At 41.9% G+C, this 12,682-nt stretch carries 13 protein-coding genes; 9 read left to right on the top strand and 4 right to left on the bottom strand.

The window, feature by feature from the left end; all coding sequences use genetic code 11:
- Nucleotides 1–198 precede the first annotated feature (198 nt).
- Nucleotides 199–636, top strand: a complete 438-nt coding sequence (locus ACX1N5_RS07205; protein ID WP_458801192.1) for a DUF2147 domain-containing protein — start codon at nt 199–201, stop codon at nt 634–636.
- Nucleotides 637–691: 55 nt separating this feature from the next.
- Here the strand turns inward: ACX1N5_RS07205 and ACX1N5_RS07200 are convergent, their stop codons facing one another.
- Both ACX1N5_RS07200 and ACX1N5_RS07195 read right to left on the bottom strand, forming a co-directional pair.
- Nucleotides 692–1,039, bottom strand: coding sequence for a Spx/MgsR family RNA polymerase-binding regulatory protein (locus ACX1N5_RS07200; RefSeq protein WP_458801194.1), 348 nt, complete (start codon nt 1,037–1,039; stop codon nt 692–694).
- 351 nt (nt 1,040–1,390) lie between these two features.
- Nucleotides 1,391–2,212, bottom strand: a complete 822-nt coding sequence (locus tag ACX1N5_RS07195; protein ID WP_004750008.1) for an exodeoxyribonuclease III — start codon at nt 2,210–2,212, stop codon at nt 1,391–1,393.
- A 38-nt stretch (nt 2,213–2,250) separates the two neighbouring features.
- On the opposite strand from ACX1N5_RS07195, the gene pyrE reads away from it, so the two are divergent.
- Nucleotides 2,251–2,901 carry an orotate phosphoribosyltransferase gene (pyrE, locus tag ACX1N5_RS07190; protein WP_458801196.1) on the top strand — a complete coding sequence of 217 codons (651 nt, stop codon included), beginning with the start codon at nt 2,251–2,253 and terminating at the stop codon, nt 2,899–2,901.
- 233 nt (nt 2,902–3,134) lie between these two features.
- On the opposite strand, the gene ACX1N5_RS07185 is transcribed toward pyrE, so the two are convergent.
- Nucleotides 3,135–3,656, bottom strand: a complete 522-nt coding sequence (locus tag ACX1N5_RS07185) for an SMI1/KNR4 family protein (protein ID WP_458801198.1) — start codon at nt 3,654–3,656, stop codon at nt 3,135–3,137.
- A gap of 209 nt (nt 3,657–3,865) precedes the next feature.
- On the bottom strand, nt 3,866–4,063 hold the full coding sequence (locus tag ACX1N5_RS07180) for a DUF3565 domain-containing protein (RefSeq protein ID WP_458801200.1): 198 nt from the start codon (nt 4,061–4,063) through the stop codon (nt 3,866–3,868).
- 117 nt (nt 4,064–4,180) lie between these two features.
- Here ACX1N5_RS07180 and gshB point away from each other — a divergent pair, with 117 nt between their 5' ends.
- From gshB to ftsZ, 7 genes are all read left to right on the top strand, one after another.
- Nucleotides 4,181–5,119 (top strand): glutathione synthase, encoded by a 939-nt coding sequence (gene gshB, locus ACX1N5_RS07175; RefSeq protein WP_458801202.1) that lies wholly within the window; start codon nt 4,181–4,183, stop codon nt 5,117–5,119.
- 394 nt (nt 5,120–5,513) lie between these two features.
- Nucleotides 5,514–6,611, top strand: a complete 1,098-nt coding sequence (gene murG, locus ACX1N5_RS07170; RefSeq protein WP_131382055.1) for an undecaprenyldiphospho-muramoylpentapeptide beta-N-acetylglucosaminyltransferase — start codon at nt 5,514–5,516, stop codon at nt 6,609–6,611.
- A gap of 12 nt (nt 6,612–6,623) precedes the next feature.
- Entirely contained in the window at nt 6,624–8,072 is a 1,449-nt protein-coding gene (gene murC, locus ACX1N5_RS07165; protein WP_458801204.1) for a UDP-N-acetylmuramate--L-alanine ligase, read from the top strand.
- Nucleotides 8,073–8,112: 40 nt separating this feature from the next.
- Nucleotides 8,113–9,042, top strand: a complete 930-nt coding sequence (locus ACX1N5_RS07160; protein ID WP_131382053.1) for a D-alanine--D-alanine ligase — start codon at nt 8,113–8,115, stop codon at nt 9,040–9,042.
- A gap of 3 nt (nt 9,043–9,045) precedes the next feature.
- A complete protein-coding gene (locus ACX1N5_RS07155) occupies nt 9,046–9,906 on the top strand; it encodes a cell division protein FtsQ/DivIB (RefSeq protein WP_458801206.1) in 861 nt (286 codons plus the stop codon).
- Nucleotides 9,907–9,972: 66 nt separating this feature from the next.
- Complete coding sequence (ftsA, locus tag ACX1N5_RS07150) at nt 9,973–11,235, top strand: cell division protein FtsA (RefSeq protein WP_004749995.1); 1,263 nt, start codon at nt 9,973–9,975, stop codon at nt 11,233–11,235.
- A gap of 166 nt (nt 11,236–11,401) precedes the next feature.
- The gene (gene ftsZ, locus ACX1N5_RS07145) at nt 11,402–12,598 is read left to right on the top strand and encodes a cell division protein FtsZ (protein WP_004749994.1); all 1,197 of its coding nucleotides are present in this window, start codon (nt 11,402–11,404) and stop codon (nt 12,596–12,598) included.
- The last annotated feature ends 84 nt before the right edge of the window (nt 12,599–12,682 follow it).

Here is a 12,682-nt window from a genome sequence, read left to right as displayed (position 1 = left end):
CGGTTAAGGTCTATTAGGCTTTTTATCTGATGTGGTCTTGCTTGATATTTCCTCTTGCAAGAGAACAGCACAATATAGGATGATCTTGTAAATATTGTTACAAGGCAACACTAAACGGTCACACTGAGAAATTGCAAATTCGCGGTGTATTTTGAATACTGAAGATTGGCAATACTACAGATGATTAGGGAAGAAATAATGAAAAAAATGTTACTTGCGTTTGGACTATTTGGTGCCGCGATGGCTGCACATGCAGCAGATCAGCTCAATGGAACAGTTTGGCAAACTATTGATGATGAAACCAAAAAGCCTAAAGCGATTGTTGTCTTTACCGAGCAAAAAAATGGCACATTGTCTGCAAGTATTCAAAAAGTACTGACCCCTGGGGAAGAAAATAGCTGTACCAACTGCGAAGGTCCCTACAAAAACAAACCATTACATGGGGTGACGATTGTACGTGGTCTAAAAAATGTGGGGGGTAATCAGTACGATAATGGTTCAATCCTTGATCCGAAAAATGGCAAAACCTATAGCCTAAAAGGTCAGTTAATTAACGGCGGCAAGCAGCTTAAAATTCGGGGGTATTTGGGCTTTTCTGCGCTTGGACGTAACCAGACCTGGAACCGTATTCACTAACACCTGATATTTAAAAAGGTGAAGCCTAGGCACGTGTTGCTCTAGGCTTTATTTTTTACTTTAAGTTGCGGTAAGCAGCCTCATCGAAGCCAACAACGAAGCCTTGAGCAGTTTGCAGCACAGGGCGTTTAATTAAACTGGTATGTGTGATGAGTGCCTGAATCAGATTGTCTTCGTTCGCAAGCGCTTGCTGTTGTTCAGCTTCGCTGAGTTTACGCCATGTGGTGCCTTTTTTGTTTAAGATCTGGTCTTGCCCACAGGTATCTAGCCATTGTTTGACTGTTGTTGTATCAATGCCTTGCTTTTTATAGTCATTAAACTCGTAGCTTAAACCTAATTCATTCAGCAGATCGAAGGCTTTTTTCATGGAATTACAGTTTTTGATACCGTAAATTTTCAGCATATTCATTACTCATCTATCAATATGACAAATGAGCTTAACCAAAAAATCTGTTTTCGGCTATGCTTATCTTGTTGGGAAAAGTGGGTATTTCAAATAGAGAAAACCCGCATTAGATCATCCTGATTATGCGGGTCTCATTTACAACGTCCGATGTCACATCCTTGAAAAATAATCTAAGAAACTTAGTTTATTTTTACTTCATCCTACGGCGTCCTATCCTTTTGCTGTCATCCTGACATGTCCCTGTGCCGTGCGTGTATATTGCTACAAAGTGATGTCAGAAAAAAGCATTTTAGGCGACAATGGATGTAAGTTATTTTTAGTAGTTTTGTGAACATGTGTTCACAGAAATTAATTAAGCTGATAATCAATAATAACAGGTGCATGGTCACTAAACCATTGGTCTTTATAGACCCATGCGTTCATTGTGCGCGTTTTCCAGTCAGGTGAACACGCCTGATAGTCAATTCGCCAACCGACATTTTTCGCACGAGCTTGTCCGCGATTTGACCACCAGGAATACAGTTCTGGTTCAGGGCGCACCACACGGAAGGTATCGACATAGCCCAGTTCATCATAAATATGGTCAAGCCATGCACGTTCATGAGGGAGGCAGCCTGAAGCTTTTTGATTGCCTGACCAGTTTTTAATGTCAATCCGTTTATGTACGATGTTGTAGTCGCCACAGACAATGATGGATTTATTCTCATCACGCCATTGCTTCAGGATTTTTTTGTATTCATCTAAAAACTGATCCTTACGGATTTGCGCTTCTTCACCTGAAGAACCTGAAGGTAAATACAACGATGCAATATGTACAGGTTGCTCTAGTCCTAAATCAAATTCGGCACAAATAAAACGCCCTTGTGAATCTGCCAGTTCAAAGCCCAGACCATCTCGAACCGAGAGAAAGGGGAGTCGGCTATAGATTGCTGTACCTGCATAACCTGCACGTTCTGCTGGAAAGAGATGCGTATGCCAGCCTTCTGGTTTAAATTTGTCTGTCCATTGGGCATGAGTAATACGACTTTCCTGAATGCAGACCACATCAGCATCGGACTGTTCTAGCCAGTCCAGCAGACCTTTGGTCACAGAAGAACGTAGCCCATTTACGTTAATCGAGACGACGCGTAGAATTTTTGCCTCACTTGGATAGTGATCCTTTGGTATCATGCTCAAGTCTTACCTTAATATCTAAATTTGGAGCCCTCATGACAACGCCATCTCAATTTAACCCACAGGCTTTTATTGACCTTGCTTTATCACGAGGTGTGCTGAAGTTTGGTGAGTTTACTTTAAAATCGGGTCGTGTTAGCCCTTATTTTTTCAATGCAGGCTTACTCAACGATGGTGAAGCATTATCACTGCTTGCACAAGGTTATGCGGATCAATTGATTCAGTGTGACAATGTTGAAGTTATTTTTGGGCCTGCATATAAAGGGATTCCATTTGTTGCTGCAACGGCTGTGGCATTGTCACAAATTCATGGTAAAAGTGTGCCTTGGGGCTTTAACCGTAAAGAAGCTAAAGATCATGGCGAAGGTGGTGTTTTAGTCGGTGCTGCTGTTGAAGGTAAAAAAGTCTGGATTATTGATGATGTGATTACCGCTGGTACAGCGATTCGTGAAGTGGTCACCATTTTGAAAAATGCAGGTGCGAGCATCGCGGGTGTGTTGGTTGCGTTAGATCGTCAGGAACGCGGTCAGGGTCAACTCTCTGCAATTCAGGAAGTACAAAAAGAACTTGAGATTCCTGTACATGCACTGATTACCATGAAAGATTTGATGGATTATCTAGATGTCAAAGGTGAGAAAGAAGCTTTAGCCAATATGCAGGCGTACCGTGAGAAATATGGTATTTAAGTCTATATTTACTTGAATAAAAAGGAGGCTAAGGCTTCCTTTTTTATTGATTATTTAAGTAAATTGTTGAGTAGATCTAATTTAAACGATTAAATAATAGTCGTGAAATGTGAAAATCATGAAAAAGCCGTTGTAGTGTGCTGAACCCTGAAGCGGCTTTGATTAAGATATTGATGCTTAATAAGAAATTTTAAGCATTTCGCATAAGCTGTTTATGTTAATTTTAGCTATTTTTAAAAATCATCTTTCTTTAACTCGGTCATAAAAGAATTAAAGCTGTTAGCTATTTTTATGGCTCTCAACTTATCCCCATTCGGTGATATTTCAATAAGATCATCATGGTAAATTAGAGTGATTGAGGGATTATCTGTATTGGGATCATTTCTATAATCGAAAGCAATAAAGTCACCGCCTGCACAGCTTGCAAAAATAATCATATTTTCATACATATATTCATCTGGTTGATTCAACTCTATAGCATCATAACTTTTAATAGCGTTCTGATACTTTATACGATCTTCTTCATCCCAAATCTCTATTTCTTTATAACCATAGCTGTAAAAATATACATCTCTATCTGTGATCTCATTATTATGATCTAAAAATTGAAAATAGTTATTTTCAGGCGTTAATCCATTGTGTTTACTTAATAATTGAACATAAGATTTGGGAAATTTAAAGCCCAATGTTTCAGCATAATTTTCAATAATTTTTGTATCTATTTCACCATAATCGCTAAAAACAGCAATATCCATGTTACCCATCCAATTTAATTTTCAACATTATAAATTACAGACTAATACATTCATCTAACATAATCGTGTTTATACGATTTTTTTAATACTACGTTAAATATTAGTAGCTTAAAATTTTACAACATGCTAAAAAATGCACAAAACGCCAATTCTGCAACAAGTCGGCGTTTTATGAAGTAAATCTCTGATTTTTTTGCCAATAAAATTACTTATTCGAAATTTTCCTCATCACACTTCTTACATTCGAGCATCATCCCCAATTTTTTCTGACGTCCTTGCTCAGTCATGACCCAAGGGCGGTTTTGCCAAGGGGGTATATGCCGTACATGTTGCGTATGTCCGCAGGCCAGATCTGCAACCCAGTGTTGTTCTTCATCTAAATGAAACCCAATAATCGCCTGCTGCATGAGTTCCTCCTTTATTTTCTTGCAAATAATATATGAGGCTTTACTGAAATTCAGAAAAAGACCGCTACAATCTCCGCTATACTTTTTCTCATCAAAAAATAGCTAGAGTAAAAAATCATGCGTGTATTGGTTGTGATGGATCCCATTGAAAATGTCAATTTGAAGAAAGACTCGACCATGGCAATGCTATGGACTGCGAGTCGCCGTGGACATGATTTGGGGTATGTTTTACAACAAGATTTATATATTGATCAGGGTAAAGCCTTTGGCTTGATTGCACCACTGAAAGTTTTTGAAGATTATCAGCATTATTACGAACTGGGTGAAAAACAAAAACAATCACTGGCGGATTACGATGTGATCTTAATGCGTAAAGACCCACCGTTCGATATGAATTTTGTCTATACCACCTATATTTTGGAACAGGCAGAACGCGAAGGTGCGTGGATTATCAACAAACCACAGTCATTGCGTGACTGCAATGAAAAACTATTTGCAACCCAGTTCCCTGAGCTTCAAGTTCCAACTCTGGTTACATCACAAGAAAGTTTGATGCGCGAGTTTATTACTGAACACGGTGATGTGATTGTTAAACCACTGGATGGTATGGGTGGAATGGGAATTTTCCGTTTATTCCAAGACGGCGTGAATATTGGGTCGACGCTTGAGCTATTAACCCAGAATGGTCAGCAACCGATCATGGCACAGCGCTATATTCCTGAAATTGTGGAAGGGGATAAACGTATTTTGATGGTCAATGGCGAAGCGATTCCTTACTGCTTGGCACGGATTCCTCAAAATGGTGAAGTGCGTGGCAACTTGGCAGCGGGTGGTTTAGGGCAGGCTCGACCATTGAGTGAAAATGACAAGCGAATTGCTGAAAAAGTCGGTCCATTCTTACGTGAAAAAGGTTTGGTGTTTGTAGGGTTAGATGTGATTGGTAACTATGTTACTGAAATTAATGTGACCAGCCCAACCTGTATCCGTGAAATCGATGCTCAGTTTGGAACTTCGATTGCTGATACATTATTTGATGTGCTAGAGCGGGGGCGTTAATTCACTCCTGTGAGCTGTTTATTCAGTAAAAATATTCAAAATCCGATAATATGAGCGTATCAAGGTACGCTCATCAATTTTTAAGATCAGCATCAATAACATATTGAACATAAATTATATCGATTTCTTATGATCTAAAAAAACTGCCTGATGAAGGGTTGTGTATCGACTGAGTTGATTTGCGTGCTTACCGTGAGAGAAAAATACCAAACTTGTCGTGATTTGAACAAACAGATTAAGCATGATTTAGCAAGAATGTGAGATAACAAGATCAGTATCACTTTAATTAATCAATATTTGTTTAAATGACGTGAAAATCATTCACGCCAATAAGACTTTATGATTAAAATAAGCCAAGAAATTTACGTAACTTGCACAGCTGAAGTATTTAACCGTGACCAATTCTCAATTACAAAAACCGAAACATGTCATGATGATGGCTGCTGGTACGGGTGGACACGTTTTCCCTGCATTAGCCGTGGCAAAATTATTACAACAACAAGGTCATCGTGTCTCTTGGCTGGCAACTCCAGCAGGCATGGAAAACCGTTTGTTAAAAGACCAAAACATTCCGATTTATCAGATTGATATTCAGGGTGTGCGTGGTAATGGTTTACTACGTAAACTGGTTGCACCATTTAAAATTTTGGGCGCAACTTTAGCTGCGATGCGCTTCATGAAACAGCAACAGGTCGATGTGGTTGCAGGTTTTGGTGGTTATGTTGCAGGCCCAGGTGGTTTGGCTGCACGCGCGCTTGGAATTCCTGTACTGATTCATGAGCAAAATGCCGTTGCAGGCTTTACCAATGTACAATTGGCACGTGTGGCAAGTAAAATTTGTCAGGCATTTCCAAATACGTTTCCTGCATCGAGCAAGGTTGTGACGACGGGCAACCCTGTACGTAAAGAAATTACCGAGACATTAACACCGAAATGGCGTTACGAAACCCGTGAACAAGCCCATCAACCGCTGAATATTTTGGTGGTCGGTGGCTCACTTGGCGCACAAGCACTGAATGAAAAATTGCCAGAAGCATTTAAACAACTCGATGTTGAATTGCATATTACCCATCAGTGCGGGCAAAAACAGCTTGCTGAAACGCAAACTCGCTATGCGAATGCGCCGCAGCAGTTACAAGTGCAAGTGGTTCCCTTTATTGAAGATATGGCAAAAGCTTATAGCGATGCCGATCTTATTATTTGTCGGGCAGGTGCATTGACAGTGACGGAAGTTGCAACCGCAGGCGTTGCCGCCGTTTTTATTCCACTGCCAAGTGCGGTCGATGATCATCAAACCGCCAATGCCCGTTTTCTTGAGGGTATTGGTGCAGCAAAAATCTGCCCGCAAGCCAGCATGACCCCTGAAAGTTTACAGCAATTATTGACTCCGCTGATGAATCGCCAGTTACTCTCTGAAATGGCAACTAAAGCGCGTCAACACGCACAACCAGAAGCCACACAACATGTGGTGGATTTAATCCAAGCATTATAGTTAGAGCATCGTATGTCATCGACAACCCCAGTAGATCAAGTCAACAAACTTATCAAAGTGCCTGAAATGCGCCGTATTAAACACATTCATTTTGTGGGAATTGGTGGTGCAGGGATGTGTGGTATCGCTGAAGTTTTAAAAAACCAAGGTTATTGCGTTTCTGGTTCAGACATCAAAGCCTCTAAAACCACAGCACATTTGGAAGAAAAAGGCATTCAGGTGTATATCGGGCATGCAGCTGAAAATGTGCAAGATGCCAATGTCTTGGTGGTTTCAACTGCAATTGATCATGAAAACCCTGAAGTCAAAGCAGCACTTGAAAAGCGTATTCCTGTAGTGCGTCGTGCAGAAATGCTAGGCGAGTTAATGCGTTATCGCCACGGGATTGCAGTTGCAGGTACACATGGTAAAACCACGACCACCAGTTTATTGACGACCATGCTGGCAGAAGAAAATCTCGATCCAACTTATGTGATCGGTGGCTTACTGAACCGTACAGGTGTCAATGCTGCGCTGGGCGCGAGCCGTTATATTGTGGCTGAAGCAGATGAATCTGACGCTTCATTTTTGTTTTTACAGCCAATGGCTGCCATTATTACCAATGTCGATGCGGATCACATGGACACCTATGGTGGTAGCTTTGACAAATTAAAAGATACCTTTATTGAGTTTATTCACCGCTTACCTTTCTACGGCTTGGCTGTAGTTTGTGGTGATGATGCCAATGTGCGTGAAATCATGCCGCGTTTTGGTCGCCCAACGGTCACTTATGGTTTCAATGAAGATAATGACATTCGTGCGGTTGAGGTTGACCAAGATGGTATGCGTTCGCACTTTACCGTTTTACGTAAAGATCGTGAGCCACTACGTGTCACCATCAATCAACCAGGTTTGCACAATATCTTAAATGCTTTGGCAGCGATTGGTGTCGCAACCGATGAAGGGGTTTCTGATGCTGCAATCTGCCGTGCTTTGGAAGGTTTTAGTGGTGTAGGTCGCCGTTTTCAAGTACAAGGTGAATATCCACTGGGTGAAGGCAATGTCAAATTGGTTGATGATTATGGTCATCATCCAAAAGAAGTTGAAGCGACCATTAAGGCAGCTCGTCAGAGCCATCCTGATCGCCGTTTGGTCATGTTGTTCCAGCCACACCGCTTTAGCCGTACCCGCGATTGTTTTGATGACTTTGTTGACGTGCTGTCACAGGTAGATCAGTTACTGTTACTTGAGGTTTATCCAGCAGGTGAAAAACCAATTGTTGGGGCAGATAGCCGTTCATTGGCGCGCAGCATTCGCTTACGTGGTGAAGTTGAACCGATTTTGATTGATCCAGTTGATGGAAATCTCGAAAATGTCATTCAAAAAGTGTTACAACCAAATGACTTGTTATTAACACAAGGTGCGGGTAACGTGGGTGCAATTTCGGTTGAGTTAGCGCAAAAACGCTTATTTATAAAATAATCCCGCTTGGGTGGTTTGCTTAGATTTAAGGATAAAAAACGTGTCAAATGCTTCAAAATTCGGCAAGGTTGCAGTGTTATTGGGTGGACGTTCAGCAGAGCGTGAAGTTTCCTTAGATAGTGGTCGAGCGGTTCTTGAAGCGTTGTTGCGTTCAGGTGTCAATGCAGAAGCATTTGATCCACAAGAACGTAGCGTGACTGAACTGGTTGGCTATGATCGTGCTTTTATTGTTTTGCATGGTCGTGGTGGTGAAGATGGCCAGATTCAAGGTGTGCTTGAATGGTTAAATATTCCATACACAGGTACGGGCGTTCAAGGCTCGGCGATTGGTATGGATAAAGTCAAAACCAAGCAAGTTTGGCAAGGTTCAGATTTACCAACAGCACCTTACCGTATTATTGGTAAAGACACTGATTTGAACGAAGTGATTGAAAGCCTTGGTTTACCTTTAATTATCAAGCCTGTGCATGAAGGTTCAAGCGTTGGTATGAGTAAGGTCGAAAAAGCGGAAGACCTTGCTGCTGCGATTGCCAAAGCCACTCAGCACGATGCTGTCGTTATGGCAGAAAAATGGATTACTGGACGTGAGTTCACCATTTCATTTTTGAATGGTCAGCCGTTGCCTGTGATTCGTTTGCAACCACCCGCAGATGTGGCTTTTTATGATTATGAAGCCAAATATCAGCGTAATGACGTGCAATATGGCATCCCTTGTGGCTTGAGTGAGTCAGATGAGCAACGCTTACAGGCATTATGCTTGCGCGCTTTCCAAGCGGTTGGTGCAAGTGGCTGGGGGCGTATTGATGCTATGCAGGATGAACAGAACAATTTCTGGTTGCTGGAAGTGAATACAGTTCCAGGTATGACCAGCCATTCGCTGGTGCCGAAAGCGGCTAAAGCAGTTGGTTATGATTTTGACACTCTTTGCGTGGCTATTTTAGAACAAACCTTGACGGAAACGGTTCGCTAATTTATGGCGCAATTACCAGCTTCAATGCGTCGCAAACCACGCGCAGCAGTCACCTCTATTCATGAAAAGCCGCCCACACGTGCCGAGAAAATGGTAAATTGGGGTGGATGGATATTGTTAATAATTGCAACAACTGTTTTTATTGCTGGGGCTTATGGGTTATATAAGATTATTACAGATGCGCGTGTTGCAGATTTGCAAGTGGTCGGTAATGATTCTGCTCTAGAAGCTCAGCAAGTTGACGCGTATGTTAAACCGATTATACGAGATAATTATTTTACTTCGGATTTGGAAAAAATCCGTGATCGGACTTTAGAAATTTCATGGGTTGATCGGGTTGTCATTTCTCGTGCATGGCCAAATGCAATTCGTGTGCGAGTTTTTCCTCGCCACCCGATTGCACGCTGGGGAACAGGACGTTTACTGAGTGACAATGGCGATGTGTATAGTGAAGCTGCACCGCAGCCACACAATAATTTACCATTGTTACATGGGCCGATTAGCCAGTCACAGTTGATGATGCGACGTTATAATGAGATAAATCAACTATTTCAACCTTTTAATGTTCATTTAAAAGAGTTGTATTTAACTGAACGCATGACTTGGTTTATGCAGTTTGATTCAGGATTACGAATTATTGTGGATCAGGATCAAACCATGAGCAAACTACAGCGTTTAAGTGTACTTGCAGGAACAGATTTAAAGCCGATTTGGTCTCAAATCGCCACTGTAGATTTGCGTTACAGAAATGGGCTGGCAATCCAGTGGAGAGGTGAAACACCTGTTTCGCATGGACAATTTATAGCGAGCAATAATGTTGCCAGTACACCAGCGAGTGAGCCAAATACGGCGCAAGCGCATTAATATTGGAATACTGGCGGGCGCTATGCCAATAATTAATCATAAATCATAAATCAATGGTAGTAGGTAATGAGTGAAGCGGTTCCCTCAGTTGTAGCAATAGACATCGGGACGCATAAAGTTTCAGTCTTGATAGGTAAAGTTCATGCACCCGACAATATTCAGGTTGTTGGTATGGCAACTGCACGCAATCGCGGTATGAACAAAGGTAAAATAGTTAGTCTGGATAAAGTGATTTCTGCGATTAAAAATGCGGTTGCAGAAGCTGAAAATATGGCAGAGTGCCGTGTGCATTCCGCCTGGATTTCGATTCCAAGTGCTGATTTAAAAAGCTTTTATGCAGCAGGGCGTACCCCGATTGCCAATCCTGATCATACCATTACCACCAATGAAGTTGTGCGCGCACTAGAACTTGCTAAGGCCAGTCATATTACGCCAGATCATTATCTTGCTAGTGCTGTACCATTGGGTTTTGAGCTTGATGATTCACAGCAATGGGTGATTAACCCAATTAACATGTCAGCACATAGTATGACAGGGCACTATCAGTTGATGATGTTGCCAATTAGTACCATGCAGAACCTTGATCGTGCGATGAAAGGTGCCAATATTGGTGTTGAACGCATGGTCATTTCATGTTTAGCAACGGCCGAAGCGAGCTTGTTGCAGGATGAAAAAGATTATGGCGTATGCTTACTCGATATTGGTGCGGGTACAACCAATCTTGCGGTTTACCTCGATGGCCGTTTAGCATTGACCAAGACCTATGCAGTGGGCGGTGAACATGTGACCCGTGATATAGCGGCTGTCTTGCAAACCACAACTGAAGAAGCTGAGCGAATAAAAATTCTGCATGGCTGTGTCGATATGAATGTGGTTAAACCAGATCACATGTTGCATGTGCAGGGGATTGAAGGGCCACAGACCATTAGTCGTATTGAATTGAGCGAAATTATCATTGCGCGTTACGAACAAATTTTAAATACTATTCGTAATGATCTTGATGAAACGGGCGCAATCCACGGGCTATATCATGGCGTTGTGCTTACAGGTGATGCTTGCCAGATTGAAGGTATGGTAAGTTTGGCGCGTAGAATCTTTGGGGTTTCAGCTCATTTAGGTAATCCACCTTTACAGGTCGGTGCAGATGATGCATATTTAGCCGCTTTACGTCGTTCGCAATATATTACTGCTGCGGGGTTATTGATGTATAGTCAAAGTGAAATACCTGATGCAATTGAAGTTGCCGACGAAAATAGAGATAAAACGATGATGAATCGTTTAAAAAATGGATGGAATTCGTTAAACAATAAACTAAAATCGATTTTCTAAGTCCGTTTTGATGGCGCATATTGTTGGGAAGTTGTAAGCAAAAAGTTCTATACTTGACAAAGATGGCTTTAGCACAGCATCCTAAAAAAATTGTATTTTATATAGACGTTCAAGGCAGTATACGGGCTCAAGTGGCTGCCAATAAGCATTAGGAACACTCAAGGTCATGGCCTCATTTGAATTTTTAGACGACGAACAAACCGATGGTAACGGTCAAGCCCGTTTTACTGTATTTGGTGTAGGTGGTGGTGGCGGTAACGCTGTGCAGCATATGGTGCAGTCTGATATTAAAGGCGTAAAATTTGTTTGTGCGAATACTGACAAACAAGCCTTAGACCGCATGAATGCGCCATTTAAAATCCAGCTTGGTGAACAAAGCACACGTGGTTTGGGTGCGGGTGCTAATCCAGAAGTCGGGCAAATTGCAGCGGAAGAAAGCCGTGAATTGATCCGCCAGCATCTAGAAGGTGCAGACATGGTCTTTGTCACCGCAGGAATGGGTGGTGGAACAGGTACAGGTGCTGCTCCTGTTGTTGCAGAAATTGCCAAAGAAATGGGAATTTTAACGGTTGGTGTTGTTACGACGCCATTTAATTTTGAAGGTCGTCGCCGTCAAAAATCCGCTGAGAAAGGTATTGAGGCACTTGAGCAGTTTGTTGACTCACTCATTATTATTCCAAACGAACGCTTGTTAAATGTCTATGGTGACATTTCTATGCAAGATGCTTATCGTAAAGCAGACGACGTATTGTTGAATGCTGTACGTAGTATTTTTGATCTGGTGGTACGTCCTGGTCACATTAACCTTGACTTTGCCGACTTGAAAACAGCGATGAGTACTCGTGGTTATGCAATGATGGGTGAAGGTAAAAGTTCAGGTCCAGACCGCGCAGAAGAAGCTGCACGTTTAGCTATTCGTAGTCCATTACTTGATAATGTAAATATCATGAACGCGAAGGGCGTGTTGATTAACATTACAGGTGGTAACGATGTAACTTTGCGTGAAACCCAGATCATTACTGATGTGGTGAACCAAATTGTTGACCTCGACGAAGGTGAAGTCTTCTTTGGTACAGTATTTGATCCAGATGCACGTGATGAAATTCGCGTTACTGTGATTGCAACAGGCTTAACTCGTAATTCAAATAACGCAGAAGCGCGTGCTAAGGCAGCATCGCACGTTGCGGCAGCTGTGGCTCAGCAGCAACCTCAGCAAATCGTCGAAGATGATGATGTTCCGGCGATCCAACGCCAGTATCAGCCAAATAGTGCACCTGCACGCCCGGCAGCAACATCAACAGGCGGTTCACGTCCAAACCCGATGAGTATTCAAGATTACTTGAAAAAACAGCAAGGTAAGTGATTATTTTAGTAATTAATTTACTAAAATGAGAAAAGGTAGGCAATTGGCCTACCTTTTTTGTTTTTTATCAATGGTTAATTATGC

The sequence above is a fragment of the Acinetobacter sp. ANC 4636 genome (assembly GCF_054454555.1).
The sequence above is the reverse complement of the archived record's forward strand: the minus strand, read 5'-3'. Positions and strand labels throughout refer to the sequence as shown.